The following is a 17,543-nucleotide window of genomic DNA, read 5'->3' as shown; positions in this document are numbered from 1 at the left end:
ATTGGAACGTTTATAATAGATTAAGTCGTCGCATTAATTCTGGACGGTTTGAACGGCTAATGGGCACTACGTTCTTTTCAATAAGCACACTATTATCCTCTATATCGATAATCTTTGTAAAATTAATGATGAAGGATCGGTGCGTCTGCAAGAAAATCCCTTCCGGCAATTTCTCCTTGATTTTTTTTAAGGTATTATGAACCCTATAGGACTCTTTTTCGGTCTTCACTTCAATATAATCCCCTTTGGCCTCAATCAATAGAATTTCATTGAACTTTAACTTGATAAGCCTCCTATCGATATTAATATACAAATCTTCCCCTGCCCCTGAAGAAGCGCTTTCCCTATTCTCGGATTTTGGTTGTTTTGACAACGTATTCTTCACTTTCTGGATTGATTTCTCAAATCGCCCCAAGGTCATAGGCTTTACCAGATAATCCACTATGGCCTCGTATTCATAGGCGGCAATCGCAAAATTGGTATCTGAAGTGGTCAGTATAATTTTGGGTGGATCCTTTAGGGTTTGAACGAAATCGATACCACTGAATCCAGGCATATGAATATCCAAAAAAATAAGATCGACAGTTTGCTGATTCAGAAATTTAATAGCATCTATCGCACTTGAAAATTCATCAATTACATCTAGTTCAGGAACTTTGGAACACAATTGTACAACTATGGCCCTAGCGGCAGCTTCGTCATCTATAATGATACAATTCATTGTCAAATTGTTTTTAGGTAGGTTTCTATATGATTTAAAATCGCGGTGAATTTCGGATGTAATTCAGTATGTCCAAGTCGCAGTTCCTCTTCGTAGTTTACTGAGAATACATAGGCTTTCTCCATACTCAGGATATTGAACTTATGTTTCAATTTATGTACGGTTTCCGCCGCCGACCTAGGTAGGTCTTTGTTTATTAGGCCCATGTATTCGGCCACTTCCAAAGGAAATTCCTGCTTAATGATATCAATGAATTTTCGCTCAAAAGCGATATCATCCCCAGCCAGTTCCTTAATATATGATAAGTTTGGTTGCTCCATGTTATTTTTTTATGGTAAAATGGAAGGTCGTTCCTTCGTCAATGGCACTATCAAGCCAAATTTCCCCTTCATAAAGATCGACTATCTTCTTTACTATTGACAATCCTATTCCCGTAGACCTTTCTTTATCTCCCACCGATTGGAATATTTTGAATATTTTTTCATGGTATTCCTTCGGAATTCCTTTGCCATTATCCTTAACACTGAACTGCCAATGTGAATCGGTCTCCAAACTGCTTATCGCTACAACCCCTTCCTCCTTTTCTATATTCACCACCGCATTGCTGATAATATTCTGGAACAATTGGTGGATTTTGGTTTTATCGGCATTGATTGTTGGCAATGTATTCATGATAATCACATTGACATGCTTGGGAATAAATATTATTTCGCGGATATCATGTATGATTTTGTTAAAATCCACTAAAGAATACTCCAAGTTTTCCGCCGTGATACTTGAGTACTTCAATATCCCGTCAATAAGTTTATCCATTCCCTCGATGCGCTCTTGCATCATCTGTAAATTAAAGACCCCATTATCATCCAGAACCTCTTTATAATCCTCATTTAGCCATGTAGCAAGTGCACTAAGGCTACGGAGGGGTGATTTCAAATCATGGGAAACAATATGTGCATATTCCTGAAGTCCTTGATTGCTAGCCTCCAATTCCTTCATTAATTTCTCTTTTTGAAGTTCAAGGTTTCTTTGCTCGGTAATATCCTCGATCATCGCTACTTGATACTCGACCACCCCTTGTTCGTCCCTAACCGCGTTTATCGAGGTCTTGGCCAAAAGGCTGGTGCCATCTTTGCGTACATAATGCTTTGTAATCGAGAAATTATCAAGTTTTCCAGATTCCATCAAGGTCATTAGTTTATTGGACTCTTCCCTTTCCTCAGGAAAGGAAATATCTTTTAAACATAATTTTTTAAGTTCTGCGTCCGAATACCCCAAAAGATTCTTAAAGGTGTTATTTGCTTTTACTATTTTATTCGCTACTACCAAAGCAATGCTCAATGGCGAATTTTCTATAATAATATCCAGCTGTCTTTTCTGCTCCGTCAATAAATGGCTGATCTCCATTTCACGGGTCACATCCCGAATAATACCTTGTGCCGCTATAGGTTGATGTTCTTTATTATAGATTAGGCTACAGTTGATCTGAACATATTTTTCGGATCCATCCTTTACATAGATCTTGGCCTTATAATTCTTTAGGGTACCAAGCTCTAACAACGACCTGAACGAACTGATCGTGTATTCCATATAATCCTTATGCACCAACTTTTCCAAGTTTATGGTTTCCTTGGTATGGTCATACCCCAAGAACTCCTTTGCTGACAAATTCATGTTGATTACATTGAAGGCAAGATCCATTACTACATAAGGATCTATGATATTAATAAAAACACCATCCAATTCCGAGGTTTTCTCGGACAACAGATTTTCCAACTTGCTATTGGCATGTTTAAGATGCAATGTCACATCGTAAAGATCCTTTGATTTCCGTTCAAGGATCTTCTCTGCCTGAACACGTGCTTTCTTTTGCCTGTCTAGTGCCTTCCTTAGTAGGATAACTTCCTTATTATCCATTCTGGGTTATATTGAATTTCACTTCTGTCCCATCTTCCTTGATCAGTTCATACGTAATATCCGCACTCCCATTAAAATGTTCAAAGGCTTTTTCGATTAATCCATGGGCCAATCGGTAAAGGCCCCGTGAAGAGGAGTAGATCATTGAAATGGAGGTATCGGTCTTATCCAAAATTTTGAACGTAGGAAGTTCGGCATCTGGATATAACTTCTTTACATGAACGTGAATATGATCTTCTATTGAATATAAAAGTCCTAGTGGGGAATTATAACTTTTTATCACCTCGGGATGAGCATTGGCCAAACCAGTAAAAAGATAAAGCCCGAAAGTGTATATCAGATCATCAACCGGTATATTCACCTCATCACTGAGACCGGTTATCAAACTAACCATCTCATTGAAATCATAGGTCCCAACAGAAGTATAAACACCTTCAGAAGACAGATTGGTCTGTTCAATAATGTTATCTACCGTTTCCAGTCCGAACTTTGATTCGACCATTTCCAAAAACTCCGTAAAAACAATTCCCTTCATTTATTCTGTAATTAAGTAATAAATGTAAGAATAGTAATACATAAATGATAAAATATGTTGTGAAAAGCATTATTTTGTTAGGCTTTCACCAATTCATTGACACTCCAGTAGTCCAATACCTTCTGCAATTTCAGTTCGTAGTCCGCATATTTCAAGGGCTTAATCACATATCCCGCAATTCCTATGCGATAACATTCCAATAAATCGGCCCTATTCTCTGAGGTAGTCAATACTATTGTCGGAAGATATTTCAACTTATCGTCTTTCTTTAAAATTCTAAGGAATTCTATACCACTCATTCTAGGCATATTCAGGTCTAATAAAATAATGTCCGGTAATTCATCCCCTGATCTTAAAACCGCCAATGCCTCCTCCCCATTTTTGGCCTCCACAATATCAAACCTCATCTGTAACTTAGAAACCGTTCTATGAAGTTTCATGGTTTCAATGGTATCATCCTCTATAAATAATATTTTCATGAAATTCTTGAATTAAGTGAACACCAAATATGCTTAATTTAAAAGCTAATTCCATAAAGGTAGGGATGAATGAAGAAAAAGTGTAGACGAGTGGTTGATTGTTATGGATAAGCGCTTTTCCCAAACAGGAGGAAGAGGAATGCCCGAAATAACAAACCGATGCTTTTCATGCCTTACAGGTAAAGCGTTTGTGAATTACCCGATTTGCAATTATTCCACGATTTCCATCTTTTTCAATAAAAAGGACGCATTCATATTCTTACAGATGCCATTCTTGAGTGTATAGTCAAAATGAAGTTCATTATTGATGATTTCGGCATCAAAATAAAAATTATGCACTTGGGCCATGTCTTCCGCTGCCTCACAAAGACTAAGATCATGGGTGGCAATGATTCCGGTTGATTTTGAGGCGACCAGTTTCTCTACGAACTTTCTAGACCCAATGGCCTTGTCCGTACTGTTGGTGCCCTTTAATATTTCATCCAGGATGATAAAATAACGGTCTTTTTGAATTTCATCCACAATGAATTTCAAGCGTTTCAGTTCGGAGAAAAAGTACGATTCGTCATCGGCCAAGGAATCGGAGGTCCTCATACTGGTAATCAATTTAATCGGAGCATATTCCGAATAGGACGCACATACGGGCAAACCTACATTGGCCATTACTATCTGCAGGGACACTGTTCTTAAGAATGTACTCTTACCTGCCATATTGGCCCCGGTAATGATAAAGAATTGCTCCTTATCAATCTGGAAATCATTCAAGACACTTTTATTGGGATCCAGCAAGGGATGACCTGCCTTGGTCGGTTTTAGAACAACGTCGTCATTTGTAATCTTTGGAAAAGCATACTTCGGATGATTGTAGGCGAAGTTGCCCAAACTATTATAGGCATCAAAGAAAATGACAACATCGAACCAACCCTCCACCATGCCCCCATGGCTTTGGATCCAATTCTCCAGCCGGAAAGACTGCCGTAGATCCCATAACAAAAAGGCATTTCCCAAAAACCCAAAAATCATATTGTTCCTTTGGTCAAACGCATTTAAGATCTTGGAGAACTCCTCCAATATTTTTGATGTCCGTACTTTATCATGCAATACCACCGCCTGTTCTTTTTTTAGCAGACCGGCTGTAAATTCAGTCTCCTCCAATTGCATTATCAACTTTTGATATTGATGGAAGGTACTTTGGACCTTTGAAGTATTTTCGGAAAGTTTATTGATTTTCTTTAAGTGGGCACCTGTAATGCCCAACCCTAGGAACATCCAAACCACAACGCCCCATCCATTTAGCAACCCCATAAAATACAACGTGATCAGTACCAATGAAACCAACGAAAAGATCGTGGGCAGAAAGGACATATACTGAGGAACAAAAACCTGATATCCCTTTAACCATTTTACAATAACATTAAAAGGAGTCTCTGTTTTTACCAAGCTGGCCACCGCAGAAAACCCTTGTCTCCACTTGGGCATTTTACCCAATTCATCGATAGCTTCTTGTTTGGCTGGAATGTCCTCAATGTCATTACCCAATAACAAGGACGAAAAATACGCCCCCCCTTCCTTCAAGGCTGTTCGGTTTGCATATTGATAAAAGGACCCCCTTCCAAAGAGATCGATATCCTGACAAAAGTAATGATCGCCCCTATTGAATTCCTTACCATCCGGTAGATGATGGAATTTTCGCTCCAGCACCTCAATTTCCGTACTATTGATTTGAAGTAAGGCCTTAATCCTATCCCGCTTATATTGTAAATCGGAATGTCGTGAAACCAAGAAAATGAAAAGCACAATAGTACCAACGATGATACCTGCCACTAATTTTCCATTCCCATAAGCCAAATAAATACCGACAACCGCGATACAAAAAATGGCCAATCGCAGCATACTCGATGCGTACAATCGTTTTTTCACTTGGGATAACTGATGTTTATATTCTGAAATCTGTTCGTTGTAGAACGATAAAGGTTCTTGCATTCGGGCGGTAACTTATTTAAGCTGTAAATATAAGGAAACCATCCTAGCTTTTTGTCATGGAGCTAAGCATGGCAATCTGCCCCAAATGATAAATATCGTGCTGTGCAACACTTCTAAGAATAGCCCCGAAAACATAGTTTTTACCGGGTACTTTTTTATCTAAAACCGCATCATTTCTATCCGCCAATAGCCCCAAAAGTTCATTTTGTGTTTGCCTGATTCCCTGTTTTAACCGTTCCCATTCCTTTTCGTTGCCAATAGTGATCGGGACCCAGTCGTTCAATGTGTCGATAATGATATCATAATCGGCATCACCTTGTAATTTTTTAATGACAAAAATGCGCCAATTGATCATATGCTGTAACACAACCGCAATCGTCTTATCCCCATAAATGCGATCATTGACAATATGCCAATCGACGGTATCGAGTTTTGTCATGACAGCATCCCCATACCAGGGCTTGCCATCAAAGCATTCCTTTAAATCATGGATTATGTATTCCAAATTAGTCCGCATAACTTATTCTAAGGCATCAAATTCCGCTTTGAGTTTTTTTGTGAATTTCGAAACCACCAGGTCATAGGAATGATCTATCAAATCTTTCATCAAGGGATGTGGCAGGTTTTCAATAAAAAGGGTGTTCCAATGTACTTTGCTCATGTGATATCCGGGGAGGATTCTACCTTCATATTCCTCGCGAAGTGCAATGGCCCGTTCGGGATCACATTTTAAATTCACTTGGGAAGGGAGTCGTTCCAGGGGCACTAGGGCGAACATCTTGCCCATGACCTTGAACACCAAGGTCTCCGCATCAAAAGGAAACTCCTCGGTAATCCCTTTTTTGGAAATGCAATACTCCCTGAATTCCTCTATGTTCATATCCTAAATACCTTTGGAATCATAAACAACAACCTTGGCCCAAAGGTGGCCCACCTCCCTTATAAACAATTTATGGGGTGCCTCATCCTGGTATTTTTGCTGCGCCTCTGCAGATTCAAAAGTAACAATCAAGGAATAGGTAAAAGAACCATCGACCACATCCCTACTGGCCCTTGGAGGGGTACCAATGAACTTGGTCTTGGCATAGGCCGAAGCATCCATGAATTTTTGTAGGGATGTTTCAAAAGCCGCACGGTCTTCCTGGCTATCAGGATTGTGCAACCAAAAATAAACGGTATGTGCAAAATTAGTATCGAAATTCCCCATAGTGTTGTCTGTTTGGCCATAACCGACCATGCTGAAGGTGATAAGCAATACGGTTAATACAATTTTCATAAGTCCAATAATTTTTTTTGTTTTCCATCTATCTTCAAAGCGGAATAATCCAATTTCCACCCTATGGTCTCAACGATCTTCTCAATCAACAATACAGCCTCCAAGGCCTCTCGTTTTGCCGTTTCCATTAAGCCACTCTCGGGTATTTTCTCCATGATATGCTTTCTGGCCTCCTTATTCAATGACGTAAGATCATTTGGGGTAAACGTATTGAAGAGTCCGTTTTGGATATCATAAAACTCCAATTCGGGCTCTATGGAAATTACTTCGGGATCAGGAAAATTCGTTAGGATGATTTTTTTCTTATCGTTATCGGCATGCATCAATATCTTCTGTAGATCGTATCCGATCAGGGCTTTGGCATTGATGACGATCAAGGCTTTCTTTTTACTGCTCACCAAACTCAGAAAACGCTCCTTGGTATTTTCGTATTTATAGATTTCGGCAAAATCACCTTCCACCGAAATGAGCTTACAAACACTTTTTATCTTTTCCAAAAGCACGGTCGACTGATGCTCTGTAAGCTCCTTGCTCTTCTTTTTCCTGAACATGGAAAACATCCAATACATGAGTATGGCACCAAGGATGAGCCCTAAAAATATCTCTAAAATACTATCCATTTTTATTTCCGATTTCCCCTAAATGGGTATACTTGAATCCCTTATTATATTTCAACCCATAGCCCAAAGCCCTATCCAATGCGGCATGTGAGAATATAATAACCCCTATCAATTGAACAATAGGGGATGAAAAATACATTCCGGCAAAATATAAAATTATGGCCAAACCTTTATGATGAAAAAGGTTATACGTCATTGCCCCTGTTTTATTTCCAAACAAATACCCTGCCATTCCAATATCGGGAGCGAGTATCAAAACCAAAAACCACCACCATTGGTACCCCAATAACCCGAACATGAAAATACCTAGGGCAAGCATCATCAACTCTTCCAATTTAATCAATGTTTTCATCTACTTACTTTTAAAATTAGTCCGCATAAAGGCAATATCAAACCACGGTAACAACACCAAAGATACTATTCCCAACGACTATTTACTCCTCTATGTTCCTGTACAACACCGGTCTACTTGGCGATGCGTCGTTCTCAAAAGGAGCCACCTGTAAATTTAGAAAATAAGTCCCATCCCCAATACTGTTGGGCACAAATACAAACTCCGTGATTGTCGCTTGCTTACGTATTTTACCATTGAAGTCCCAAAAAGCTTTGTGCGCAAGCAACTCCCCTCCATCCCGCTCCTTGTCAACAGAGGGCAGGTCGACCAACAAATGTTCCACGCCCTTATCCACCAAAAACCTGGCGGCTTCCTCCGTTAGATAAGGTGGATTGGTCTTGGAATACTGCCGGGAGCATTTATCGCTTAAATTGGGCAAGGTACGTATGATAATCGCATCCCTTTTTTTGTTGCCAAAGGCATATTGCAACTGTTTTTTTGAAATCACAAAATCATCATTTGACTTTTCCGGGGCAATAGTGACGACCTCGGCATAAAAGAAATATTGATTCAGGTTCTTATTGATGGAATGGAATTCTTCGGTAATATGTCCCACACATTCGGTATGCGTCCCATGCGCATGGGGATTGAACCAAATATCATTGAAATTTACTGCTGCCCCCTTGGATACTGCCCCAATAAACTTGCCTTCGGTGTGCGGTTCTATTCGTGGATGCGTAATATACCAGGCATTCACATTGGATACATTACCACTCATGGCAATGGATATATCAAGTGGATTTGAAAGGTCTATCGTATGGTTTCTGTTATTAACTTTCAGGGTTGCAAGCATATAAAAAAGGTCTCGTCGAGCGCAGTCGAGACATATTGGGTTTAAGGGTTTTGGTTTTTGACTGCGCTCGAACAGTCAAAAACCGATATGGAAGGCTTCCTTACAATTTTGGAACAATGTTCAGCATACGTTTAGTAGGAAGCAAACTTTAATTTCAACCTAAATTAATCATAAACAAATCGCTGGCAATCCCGTCAACCAAAAACTTTCCTTTTTTTGTGGCCGTCAATCGATCTTTTGAAAGACCCAACAATCCTTGGTCTATGTAATTTTGCATCTGACGGATTATATAGCCATGGTATTTTTCACCAAAATCGGACCGAATCCGATCCAAGGAAATCCCCCAACTTGTACGCAGGCCGGTCATCACGTACTCATTGTACTTGTCGGTTTGTGAAAGTAGCTCACTGGTACTGGGTAATTTTCCTTGACCAATGGCTTTGATATATTTTGGATTATTGGCGATATTCCAACTTCTATGTTCCCCATCGTAAGAATGTGCCGAAGGACCAATACCCATATATTTTTCCCCTAGCCAATAGGCCGTATTATTTTTGGAATAATACCCTGGTTTACCAAAGTTGGACACTTCATAGCAATCAAAACCAGCCTTGGTCAAAACATCGTAAAGTGTTTGAAAATGGATCTGGGCGAGCTCGTCATCCAACGGTTTCATCAACCCTTTTTTAATAAAACTGTCCAAAGCCGTTTTAGGCTCCACCGTCAAGGCATAGGAAGAAATATGGGGAATTCCGAAAGAAAGGGCTTTTGCAATGTTCTGCCTCCACCGCGCATCGGTCATATCGGGAATACCGTAGATAAGGTCTATAGAGATATTATCAAAAAATTTAGTCGCTTCCCCTATGGATTGCTCCGCCTCTATGGCACTATGGGCCCGATTCATCATTTTCAAATCCTGTTCAAAGAATGATTGGACCCCAATACTTAAACGATTAATACCACTTTGGGACAATTCCACAATTTTCCCCTGTGACAAGTCATCGGGATTGGCCTCTAAGGTAATTTCCGGATTTTCAATGACTTTATAATTTGAGTAAACGGTTGCTATCAGATCATTGATCTCGGTTGTCGTCAATACGGATGGTGTACCCCCGCCAAAATAGATGGTCGCTATAGTATCACCCTTGAATTCATCCTTTCGCAATACCAACTCTTGTTTTAAGGCTGCTATCATCGCATCTTTCTTCGCCATACTGGTCGAAAAGTGAAAGTCACAATAGTGACAGGCCTGTTTGCAAAAAGGAATATGGATATAAATGCCGGACATAATTCAGTTTTCAATTAGCAATTAACAATAATCAATTGGCAGAGTGCAGTGACCAATGACCAATTAATTGTTTTTACTTATGCGTGTTGTTTTCAAAATAGAAAACATAATTTTCGAAAGCTCATCAGCATCACAAATCAAAGAATTAGCCTCAGATGAACCAATATATTCAGTATCTTTCAATAAATTAAGCCAATACTTCGTTTCGAGACTCTCTTTGTAAGCAATAGATATTTTAGCAGAAAAATCAGCGTTGGAAATGGCCCCATTAGCTTCCGAAACATTTGCCCCTATTGAAGTACCTGAACGTAGTAATTGTTTAGAAAGCACATATTCCTTATGGTTGGAAATAATTTTTTTATACAACACCACAATTTTCAATGCAAACTCATATGATTTATCAGCTAAAGGATTATTCTTCATCTTAATTACGAATTGTTCATTGTAGATCATTCATTGTTCATTGTAAATTGCTAATTGCTAATTGTTCACTGTCCCCCCTTCACTTCTTAACCCTTTTCTCATTTTGTTTTACAAAAGCATCCCAGCCCGAATAGCTTTTTCCAATATCTATCTTGCCCTCATTGTAAAAATGGCAAACGGCAGCTGCAAGTCCGTCGGTACTATCCAGGTTTTTCGGTAAGGATTTCAATCCAAGGGTACTTTGAAGCATTCGTGCCACTTGTTCCTTACTTGCATTTCCATTACCGGTAATCGCCATTTTAATTTTCTTGGGAAGATATTCCGTGATGGGGATTTGCCGTGACAACCCTGCAGCCATGGCAACGCCTTGGGCACGACCCAACTTTAACATGGACTGTACATTTTTTCCGAAAAATGGGGCCTCAATGGCTATTTCATCGGGATGATACGTATCGATCAATTCGATGGTGCGCTCAAAGATGAGTTTAAGTTTGGTATAGGGATCGTTATATTTCTGAAGCAATAATTCGTTCATTTGAACGAACTTCATTTGCTTGTTCTCCACTTTAATGATGCCAAACCCCATAATCGTGGTTCCTGGATCGATTCCCAATATGATTTTTTCGTTCGCCAAATTTTATTATTGTTAGTTGTTAGCCATCGGAAATATCCTGTGCTCCTTGTTTTACACTTTATTACTATCTTGAATGACCTAACTATTGGTATTGAGTACAATCGGTATCCTGAATTTCGCACGTACGGGTATACCCCTTTTCAATGCCGGTGCCAATGGTGGTAAGTTTCGTAGACTCTGTGAAATAATTGCGTCGAATTCCGGCATTGTCTTTTCGATGCCCTTATCCTTTTCAATATTCACAACCGTTATCTTCCCCTCTTGATCTATTAAAAAATCCACATAAACCGTAGTATTCGTGTCAGTATCGATGACAAACTCGAACTCTTGTAAGGTTGTCCAAAAATGATTGAGCAATTCCCTCTCAAAACATTGCCTTTGTATGGTTTTGGAAGTTGACTCATCGCAATTTGCAAAAAGCGGGTAGTTGTCAACATCATTCCAATCAATGGTAAGCATTTCCTTATTGACCAATTTTTGGGTTTTTGCCTCCTTGGATTCGAACAAACCACAAGAAAAACAAGAACATAAAAGCAGTATGGTTAAAAACTTTCTCATGAACCCTATTTCAAGGCGGAAATTACGATTTTTTAAGGAGCTTCACCAATACGTTTATATAGAATAAACAAGCCCCATCGGATAAATGGGGCCAAACCTGCCTGTTGTAATATAAATGTAGAGACATTTTTAAAAGGAAGAACTGAATTTGGAGGTTTTTTTAAAAAAACCGTTAACCCGGATTTAACTTGAACATTTTGATTAGTCCAACACAAACGAAACGGGAATCGAATACGGAACATCTACTACTTCCCCCTTTTGTTTTCCTGGTTGCATTTGTGGTAAACTGGAAATTATACGATGTACTTCTTCTTCCAATAATTTATGTGGACCCCGTTTTTTAATATTTTCAATTTTCCCAGAACTATTAATGGTAAATAAGACGTTAACCCTACCTTGATAACCCAATTTTTGTGCTCCCTCTGGATAGTGGAAGTTTTTACTAATGTGTTCTTGCATTTTTTGCTGAAAGCAGGCCCTTTTATCCGTAGCATCTTCGCAACCTGGGAAAACCGGGACTTCATCAACAACCGCAAAAGGAACCAAACGTTCTTCTAAGGATAGTTTTTTATTGGAACTAGTTTCAGAGCTAGAATCAATTTTACATGAGGTATAAAACAAAATGCCCATAACAAGAGGCAATAACACTAAATACTTTAATCGAAAGATTTTTTTGGATTTTGATTTTTGTAACATGACTATTCGTTTTTTAATTAATGATGATTTGAAAAATTGATTGATAAATGATATATGTTGTGTTTGAAATACTTGTGAAAGCATTAATTGATATTGTTCTTTCTTATTGGTCTTCGCAACCTGTGCGTCTGCAATGAACTCATGTAATTCCGAAATCCGATTTTGATAGATATATACCAGCGGGTTGAACCAACAGCCAATACGCAACAATTCGAAGATCATAAGGTCTATGGTATGTCTCTGTTTTATATGTACAAGCTCATGCTGTATGATTTTATCATGTCCTTCCTTTACGACCTGATCTCCTAAGAAAATGGATTTGAAAAATGAAAACGCCAAATGGCTATTGGAAATAATGATTTGAGTGAACTCTTCAAAATATTGAATTTCCCCATTCTTCCGAAGTAAGTAGATTTTGTACATTTTATAGGCAAACAGCACAAGGGCTATCAAAACACCGAATAAAAACACCCCTTCTTGCGATGTAAGTTCTATCCAAGAAGTGTCTTTTGTCGAAGGCTCTATTGGGGCCATTTGAATATGCCATAAAAAATCAGGGTAGCTGTAAGATTCAAACGGAACCTCGGTCTTAAACGCCTCGATCTTTACCCAGGGCAAAAACAAGGACAATACATGGGTGCCCAATAAATACAACCGGTTCCATTGAAAAAAGGTTTCCCTCTTAAGGAAGAAGTCATAAACAATAAGAAAGACCAACTGAAAGGAAATACATTCCAAGATATACTGTATCATTTGTCCTCTTTTTTAATTTCATTTAGAATAGCTTCCAACTCAGAAAGCCCCATATCGTTTTTTTTCATGAAAAAAGAGACCATACTTTTGAACGACCCTTGGAAATACCCATCAACCAGTTTATTGATCGATTGATTACTATAATCCGATTTTTGCACCAACGGAAAATACAAATAACCCTTACCTTCCTGCTCATGATCTACAAAACCCTTACCCTCCAATATTCGAACTATGGTAGAGACCGTATTATATGCGGGTTTAGGCTCAGGTAATTCCTTGATTATGGCTGCAACATTACACCGTTTTAATAGCCATAAAATTTGCATCACCTCTTCCTCTGCCTTGGTCAATTGTTTCATATTCAACTAAGTTTTTAGTTCATTGATGCAACAAATATAACTAAATATTTAGTTTAAACTAATTTTTTAGTTGAAATTAATTAAAAAAATCCGCCAGTGTAGCATACCGGCGGACTTATATTTAGAAAGCTACCGTTACTTTTCCCCTCAGATAGAATGGGGTACCCGGTGTGAAATGGATTTCCTCCACAGACTCCGGTTCATTGAACAAACGGCTTTCGGTGGCGAATTGCGTTTCGTTCCATTCCGTATCGAAAATATTTTCCACAATGAGTCCAAAGGTCCAATTGCCTATACTGTAATTGAATGTCGCATCGGTCACAAAATACCCTTCGGCAACGATGGAATTATCCTCATTGGCGGGTCTATCATCAATATATCGATAGTTAAGTCCACCTGAAAAACCTTGACTCCCACCTAAAGTCACGCCACCGGCCATGGTGAAATCAGGTGCCAATGGGATGTAATCCTCCCCATCGGCCTCTTCGGTGCTTCGCGCATGGGTATAATTGGCATCAGAATAGACATAGAGCCAATCCAAAGGTTGGTACCTGGCTCCGACTTCAAGTCCCATTCTTCGCGTTTTTCCACTAGGCTCTACAATTCCCGCATCACCCACATAAACAAACTCCTGATCTAAAAACAAGCTCCACAAAGTGGCATTCAAGACCAATTTATCCACAGGTTTTATAATGGTTCCCAAATCGACCCCATAAGCTGCCGGTAGAATTTCCTCCCCACCATTTGCCACCACTACCCTAGTATCATTGGAATGAAATCCAATTCCTGTTTTCAGGAACAACTGTGTCTTTTCCGCTGGACTATAAATAATATTGAACTTTGGACTGAACGCCACTTTTTCTTCACTCCGACTATCGTAAAGTTCACTCATACTGTTGCTGTAATCAAACTTAAAATAATCCAAACGAAGCCCTGGTTCAAAAGTAAATTTGCCCGATTTAAAAGCTGCTCCGGCAAATGCATAACCATTCACCTCATCTACATCGCCATAGGCCAAACGCTCTAACAATTCTTGTCGATTTGCGGTGTGCGACAACTGGTTATCATCCACATTATCGTACCTAAAACCAATCCCTGCATTGTATTTAAAACCCAAATCCCCCAAACGTGCCGAATTGTTTTTAAATTCCGTTTTTGCCCCGGCCAATAAACGATCTTCATACTGTTTGATCTGGTCCCCATTGACCGGGTCTTCCAAGAAAAAGGTAAAATTGGAATAGAGCCCAAAATCATAATGGGAGGCAAAAGCCATTGTGTTCAAGGATTTACCCGACCCTAGATTCTTGTTATGGTTCAAAAGGAAATTGGTTCTACTAGTCTGTCCGCCTTCCGTATCGTCGATAGCACCAAAACGACCTATCAAACCTTGGTCAATTGCCCTTTGCGGAATTTGACCGGATGCATCCCATTTACTTGAAAAGTGGGAAGCTGTCAATAGTAACTCTTGTTCCCCGGACAATGCGTAACGGTATCTTCCCAACATATTGATTCGATTAAAATGCTGGGGTGAATCAAACGGGCCATCCGCCAAATACAGTTCGGAAGCTAGATACGCATTGCTGTTCTGGCTGTCGATTACATTGAACATCCCCATAAACCTCCGAGTTCCATATTGCCCCACTTCAGTAGACAACATACTTTTATCCAAACTTTTTCTCAACTTCAGGTTTACGTAACCTGCCGTATTAAAATTGCCTTGGTCGGCATAATAGGGCCCTTTCCCAAAGTTTACATTTTCTATGGTTTCGGGAATTACAAAGTGCAGATCGGCGTAACCCTGCCCATGGGCATGGGAAACCATGTTTACGGGCATTCCATCCACATTAATAGCCACATCGGTACCGTGGTCCACATCAAAACCCCGCAAAAATATTTGCTCTGCCTTTCCGCCTCCTGCGTGTTGGCCAATGATCAACCCTGGAACTTTTCTTAGGATTTCTTGCGATGATTTTACGGGGTTCGTCTTTACATCCACATCAACCAATTTACTCAAGGCATCAACCTCTGAAACCAAAACCACTTGATCTAAGGAAATCGCACTTTCTTGGAGTATTATCGTTATCGACCCCTCCAAATCAGCAGGACTTACCACCTTGGTTTGCGTAGCATACCCCAGTCTGGAAAAATAGACCGTATCGTTAACCGAAGTCCTATCAAGAACAAAATGTCCTGTGCCATCGGTATGGCTATGTTGGCCATTGGTTTTGTTAAATATGCCCGCATCCTCTAAAGGCGAACCGGATTCATCAATCAATTTTCCTCCCAAGTTTTGTGCAGCAATCGTGCCCATGAACAGCATGGTGAATGCCGTCATAAAATATTTCATGTCGTTGTTTTTTAATTTGATTTGTATAAATAAGCCTGAACAATAGGAAACCTAGACCCTGTTCCATTTAGTTTGGAACCTGTTCTTTGAAATTTTGGCCTGGCCCATGTTAGCTATTTTGGGGAGGGGGAGTACTCACACCTTTATACCAAAAAGAATTTACGCTTTTGTATTCCCAATTGTCATATCGGACAACTGAAGTCGTTATTTCAGATACAAAACAGGATTCTTCAACGATGTGTTTATCCAGTTTAAGGTTGGTTTCACTATTGGATTCTTGTTCGTCCTGCTGGTTGGCCTCCAACAACTGCTTCAAAGCCTCCAAAGCTTCGTGCGAGTGCCCTGCCATTGCTTCCAATGAGGAATAATCCATCCGTTCATGACTAGAGGCAAAATTATGATGGTGTATTTTTGGTCCCATAATATGTGAAACCTCATGCAATGTTTCCAAAACGAGACCATTAAACAGTCCCAATAAATAGAACATACAAAGTACTGCACATCCCATTCTTGCCATTCTGGAGTTTCGAGATGTTTTGTGGGTTTTCACTAACTGATCCAATCTTATTCAAATTTACTTATCAAATTTGAAATGAACAGGACAATTTGATTTTGTTTGTAACATTTGTCGGTTACATTTGTCCAATAGTAAAAACACAACCATGGATATTGCTTTACTGATTTTCGGATTTATTTTTATGTTGATCGGGATTTTGGGTAGTTTTCTACCAGTACTGCCCGGCCCTCCCGTGAGTTGGATCGGACTATTACTGTTATATCTGACCAAGGCGGTTCCCAATGATTGGGTGTTCTTGGGCATTACCTTAGTGATTGCCCTGATTGTTTTTGCTCTTGATTATATCATTCCAGCTGTAGGGACCAAAAAATTTGGGGGCACCAAAGCCGGAATGCTAGGTACCACCATAGGACTTTTGGTTGCCTTATTTTTTCCTGTCCTGGGACCTTTTGGTATTATAATCTGGCCCTTTGTCGGGGCTTTGGTCGGGGAACTTTTGAATAAGGCCGATAAAAAAACGGCCACAAAGGCCGCTTTTGGTTCTTTTATCGGGTTCTTAACCGGGACTTTCTTAAAGTTTATGGTCACAATCGTTTATTTAGGACTCTTTATAGCCACGTTTTGGGAGTACAAAGGAGCCTTGTTTCCTTATTTCAATTGATCGAGCCAAACCACCTTATCCTTAATCGGGTTTCGTTGGCCAATCGCCAATTCCCCTTCAAAAAATCCCATATATAAAAATCCGAGACACTTCTCCCCTTCGGCCAAATCAAAAAATTCATCCATATGGGTGATTAAACCGGGAGAACTCCAATAGCACCCAATCCCGATTTCTGTACAGCAAAGCCACATATTTTGCACGGCCATGGCCACAGCTGCGACTTCTTCCCATTCAGGCACACTCCCATTGGGGTCACGCTGCATACAAATGGCTATAACAACGGCCGATTTAGTCGGATTTTCTTTCAGTTTTTTAATCTTTACCTGCTTCGGTCTTTCTTCAACCTCTTGGTATTTTGTAGAAAGGAAGGTCCCCAATCTTTCCTTGGATTCCCCTTGCATCACCTTAAATCGCCATGGTTCCGTCTTTTTATGGGATGGTGCCCAATTGGCGGCTTCCAAAATTTGATCCAAATCTTTCTTGGAGATGGGGATATCAACATATTGGTCAGGAAATACCGAACGTCTATCTTTGATTAAGTCAAAAATCATTTATTGCATATTTAGATTTTAAAACTACTATTTTATCAAGC

General features: G+C 39.6%; 22 protein-coding genes. 1 reads left to right on the top strand and 21 read right to left on the bottom strand.

What is annotated here, in order from left to right; all coding sequences use genetic code 11:
* Positions 1–10: 10 nt before the first annotated feature.
* The 20 genes from LX92_RS12580 to LX92_RS12485 all read right to left on the bottom strand — a co-directional run bounded on the left by LX92_RS12580 (position 11) and on the right by LX92_RS12485 (position 16,290).
* Entirely contained in the window at positions 11–721 is a 711-nt protein-coding gene (locus LX92_RS12580; RefSeq protein ID WP_109651105.1) for a LytR/AlgR family response regulator transcription factor, read from the bottom strand.
* A 2-nt stretch (positions 722–723) separates the two neighbouring features.
* On the bottom strand, positions 724–1,041 hold the full coding sequence (locus LX92_RS12575; protein WP_109651104.1) for a histidine kinase: 318 nt from the start codon (positions 1,039–1,041) through the stop codon (positions 724–726).
* A 1-nt stretch (position 1,042) separates the two neighbouring features.
* Entirely contained in the window at positions 1,043–2,635 is a 1,593-nt protein-coding gene (locus tag LX92_RS12570; protein WP_109651102.1) for a PAS domain S-box protein, read from the bottom strand.
* Positions 2,628–3,170 carry a heme NO-binding domain-containing protein gene (locus LX92_RS12565; RefSeq protein ID WP_109651099.1) on the bottom strand — a complete coding sequence of 181 codons (543 nt, stop codon included), beginning with the start codon at positions 3,168–3,170 and terminating at the stop codon, positions 2,628–2,630. The genes LX92_RS12570 and LX92_RS12565 overlap by 8 nt, the downstream gene beginning before the upstream one ends.
* Positions 3,171–3,247: 77 nt before the next feature.
* A complete protein-coding gene (locus LX92_RS12560) occupies positions 3,248–3,649 on the bottom strand; it encodes a response regulator (RefSeq protein WP_109651098.1) in 402 nt (133 codons plus the stop codon).
* A 210-nt stretch (positions 3,650–3,859) separates the two neighbouring features.
* Positions 3,860–5,632 carry a MutS-related protein gene (locus LX92_RS12555; RefSeq protein WP_109651096.1) on the bottom strand — a complete coding sequence of 591 codons (1,773 nt, stop codon included), beginning with the start codon at positions 5,630–5,632 and terminating at the stop codon, positions 3,860–3,862.
* 43 nt (positions 5,633–5,675) lie between these two features.
* Positions 5,676–6,149 (bottom strand): DinB family protein, encoded by a 474-nt coding sequence (locus LX92_RS12550; RefSeq protein WP_109651094.1) that lies wholly within the window; start codon positions 6,147–6,149, stop codon positions 5,676–5,678.
* 3 nt (positions 6,150–6,152) lie between these two features.
* Entirely contained in the window at positions 6,153–6,512 is a 360-nt protein-coding gene (locus LX92_RS12545; protein ID WP_109651092.1) for an MmcQ/YjbR family DNA-binding protein, read from the bottom strand.
* A gap of 3 nt (positions 6,513–6,515) precedes the next feature.
* Positions 6,516–6,908, bottom strand: a complete 393-nt coding sequence (locus LX92_RS12540) for a Dabb family protein (RefSeq protein ID WP_109651090.1) — start codon at positions 6,906–6,908, stop codon at positions 6,516–6,518.
* The gene (locus LX92_RS12535; protein WP_109651088.1) at positions 6,905–7,528 is read right to left on the bottom strand and encodes a DUF4230 domain-containing protein; all 624 of its coding nucleotides are present in this window, start codon (positions 7,526–7,528) and stop codon (positions 6,905–6,907) included. The genes LX92_RS12540 and LX92_RS12535 overlap by 4 nt, the downstream gene beginning before the upstream one ends.
* Positions 7,521–7,880, bottom strand: a complete 360-nt coding sequence (locus LX92_RS12530; protein ID WP_109651086.1) for a DUF4260 domain-containing protein — start codon at positions 7,878–7,880, stop codon at positions 7,521–7,523. Before LX92_RS12530 ends, LX92_RS12535 begins: the two co-directional genes overlap by 8 nt.
* An 82-nt stretch (positions 7,881–7,962) precedes the next feature.
* Complete coding sequence (locus tag LX92_RS12525; RefSeq protein WP_109651084.1) at positions 7,963–8,715, bottom strand: cyclase family protein; 753 nt, start codon at positions 8,713–8,715, stop codon at positions 7,963–7,965.
* 154 nt (positions 8,716–8,869) lie between these two features.
* The gene (gene hemW / locus LX92_RS12520; protein WP_109651082.1) at positions 8,870–10,003 is read right to left on the bottom strand and encodes a radical SAM family heme chaperone HemW; all 1,134 of its coding nucleotides are present in this window, start codon (positions 10,001–10,003) and stop codon (positions 8,870–8,872) included.
* Between the two features lie 63 nt (positions 10,004–10,066).
* Complete coding sequence (locus tag LX92_RS12515; protein WP_109651329.1) at positions 10,067–10,426, bottom strand: four helix bundle protein; 360 nt, start codon at positions 10,424–10,426, stop codon at positions 10,067–10,069.
* A 79-nt stretch (positions 10,427–10,505) separates the two neighbouring features.
* Positions 10,506–11,060 carry a crossover junction endodeoxyribonuclease RuvC gene (gene ruvC / locus LX92_RS12510; RefSeq protein ID WP_109651080.1) on the bottom strand — a complete coding sequence of 185 codons (555 nt, stop codon included), beginning with the start codon at positions 11,058–11,060 and terminating at the stop codon, positions 10,506–10,508.
* Positions 11,061–11,138: 78 nt separating this feature from the next.
* On the bottom strand, positions 11,139–11,618 hold the full coding sequence (locus LX92_RS12505) for an energy transducer TonB (RefSeq protein ID WP_223308275.1): 480 nt from the start codon (positions 11,616–11,618) through the stop codon (positions 11,139–11,141).
* 201 nt (positions 11,619–11,819) lie between these two features.
* Positions 11,820–13,067 carry a M56 family metallopeptidase gene (locus tag LX92_RS12500; RefSeq protein WP_109651076.1) on the bottom strand — a complete coding sequence of 416 codons (1,248 nt, stop codon included), beginning with the start codon at positions 13,065–13,067 and terminating at the stop codon, positions 11,820–11,822.
* Positions 13,064–13,426: a BlaI/MecI/CopY family transcriptional regulator gene (locus LX92_RS12495; RefSeq protein ID WP_109651074.1), complete on the bottom strand. Its 363-nt coding sequence runs from the start codon at positions 13,424–13,426 to the stop codon at positions 13,064–13,066. Before LX92_RS12495 ends, LX92_RS12500 begins: the two co-directional genes overlap by 4 nt.
* Positions 13,427–13,547: 121 nt before the next feature.
* Complete coding sequence (locus LX92_RS12490) at positions 13,548–15,773, bottom strand: TonB-dependent receptor (RefSeq protein ID WP_109651072.1); 2,226 nt, start codon at positions 15,771–15,773, stop codon at positions 13,548–13,550.
* Positions 15,774–15,882: 109 nt separating this feature from the next.
* Positions 15,883–16,290 (bottom strand): hypothetical protein, encoded by a 408-nt coding sequence (locus tag LX92_RS12485; protein ID WP_146197829.1) that lies wholly within the window; start codon positions 16,288–16,290, stop codon positions 15,883–15,885.
* Positions 16,291–16,435: 145 nt separating this feature from the next.
* Here LX92_RS12485 and LX92_RS12480 point away from each other — a divergent pair, with 145 nt between their 5' ends.
* Positions 16,436–16,951 (top strand): DUF456 domain-containing protein, encoded by a 516-nt coding sequence (locus LX92_RS12480; RefSeq protein ID WP_109651068.1) that lies wholly within the window; start codon positions 16,436–16,438, stop codon positions 16,949–16,951.
* Here the strand turns inward: LX92_RS12480 and LX92_RS12475 are convergent.
* Entirely contained in the window at positions 16,939–17,502 is a 564-nt protein-coding gene (locus LX92_RS12475) for a nitroreductase family protein (protein ID WP_109651066.1), read from the bottom strand. The genes LX92_RS12480 and LX92_RS12475 overlap by 13 nt on opposite strands.
* Positions 17,503–17,543 lie beyond the last annotated feature (41 nt).

The sequence above is a fragment of the Maribacter polysiphoniae genome (assembly GCF_003148665.1).
Classification (GTDB): Bacteria; Bacteroidota; Bacteroidia; order Flavobacteriales; family Flavobacteriaceae; genus Maribacter_A; species Maribacter_A polysiphoniae.
The sequence above is the reverse complement of the archived record's forward strand: the minus strand, read 5'-3'. Positions and strand labels throughout refer to the sequence as shown.

Bases quoted from the DNA above. Each gene is read 5' to 3' on its own strand.
- LX92_RS12555 (WP_109651096.1), bottom strand. From the start codon at position 5,632: ATGCAAGAACCTTTATCGTTCTACAACGAACAGATTTCAGAATATAAA.
- LX92_RS12525 (WP_109651084.1), bottom strand. From the start codon at position 8,715: ATGCTTGCAACCCTGAAAGTTAATAACAGAAACCATACGATAGACCTT.
- LX92_RS12480 (WP_109651068.1), top strand. From the start codon at position 16,436: ATGGATATTGCTTTACTGATTTTCGGATTTATTTTTATGTTGATCGGG.
- LX92_RS12560 (WP_109651098.1), bottom strand. From the start codon at position 3,649: ATGAAAATATTATTTATAGAGGATGATACCATTGAAACCATGAAACTT.
- LX92_RS12475 (WP_109651066.1), bottom strand. From the start codon at position 17,502: ATGATTTTTGACTTAATCAAAGATAGACGTTCGGTATTTCCTGACCAA.
- LX92_RS12540 (WP_109651090.1), bottom strand. From the start codon at position 6,908: ATGAAAATTGTATTAACCGTATTGCTTATCACCTTCAGCATGGTCGGT.
- LX92_RS12545 (WP_109651092.1), bottom strand. From the start codon at position 6,512: ATGAACATAGAGGAATTCAGGGAGTATTGCATTTCCAAAAAAGGGATT.
- LX92_RS12575 (WP_109651104.1), bottom strand. From the start codon at position 1,041: ATGGAGCAACCAAACTTATCATATATTAAGGAACTGGCTGGGGATGAT.
- LX92_RS12530 (WP_109651086.1), bottom strand. From the start codon at position 7,880: ATGAAAACATTGATTAAATTGGAAGAGTTGATGATGCTTGCCCTAGGT.
- LX92_RS12485 (WP_146197829.1), bottom strand. From the start codon at position 16,290: ATGGCAAGAATGGGATGTGCAGTACTTTGTATGTTCTATTTATTGGGA.
- LX92_RS12580 (WP_109651105.1), bottom strand. From the start codon at position 721: ATGAATTGTATCATTATAGATGACGAAGCTGCCGCTAGGGCCATAGTT.
- LX92_RS12565 (WP_109651099.1), bottom strand. From the start codon at position 3,170: ATGAAGGGAATTGTTTTTACGGAGTTTTTGGAAATGGTCGAATCAAAG.
- LX92_RS12490 (WP_109651072.1), bottom strand. From the start codon at position 15,773: ATGAAATATTTTATGACGGCATTCACCATGCTGTTCATGGGCACGATT.
- LX92_RS12495 (WP_109651074.1), bottom strand. From the start codon at position 13,426: ATGAAACAATTGACCAAGGCAGAGGAAGAGGTGATGCAAATTTTATGG.
- LX92_RS12550 (WP_109651094.1), bottom strand. From the start codon at position 6,149: ATGCGGACTAATTTGGAATACATAATCCATGATTTAAAGGAATGCTTT.
- LX92_RS12505 (WP_223308275.1), bottom strand. From the start codon at position 11,618: ATGAGAAAGTTTTTAACCATACTGCTTTTATGTTCTTGTTTTTCTTGT.
- LX92_RS12535 (WP_109651088.1), bottom strand. From the start codon at position 7,528: ATGGATAGTATTTTAGAGATATTTTTAGGGCTCATCCTTGGTGCCATA.
- LX92_RS12500 (WP_109651076.1), bottom strand. From the start codon at position 13,067: ATGATACAGTATATCTTGGAATGTATTTCCTTTCAGTTGGTCTTTCTT.
- LX92_RS12515 (WP_109651329.1), bottom strand. From the start codon at position 10,426: ATGAAGAATAATCCTTTAGCTGATAAATCATATGAGTTTGCATTGAAA.
- LX92_RS12570 (WP_109651102.1), bottom strand. From the start codon at position 2,635: ATGGATAATAAGGAAGTTATCCTACTAAGGAAGGCACTAGACAGGCAA.
- hemW (WP_109651082.1), bottom strand. From the start codon at position 10,003: ATGTCCGGCATTTATATCCATATTCCTTTTTGCAAACAGGCCTGTCAC.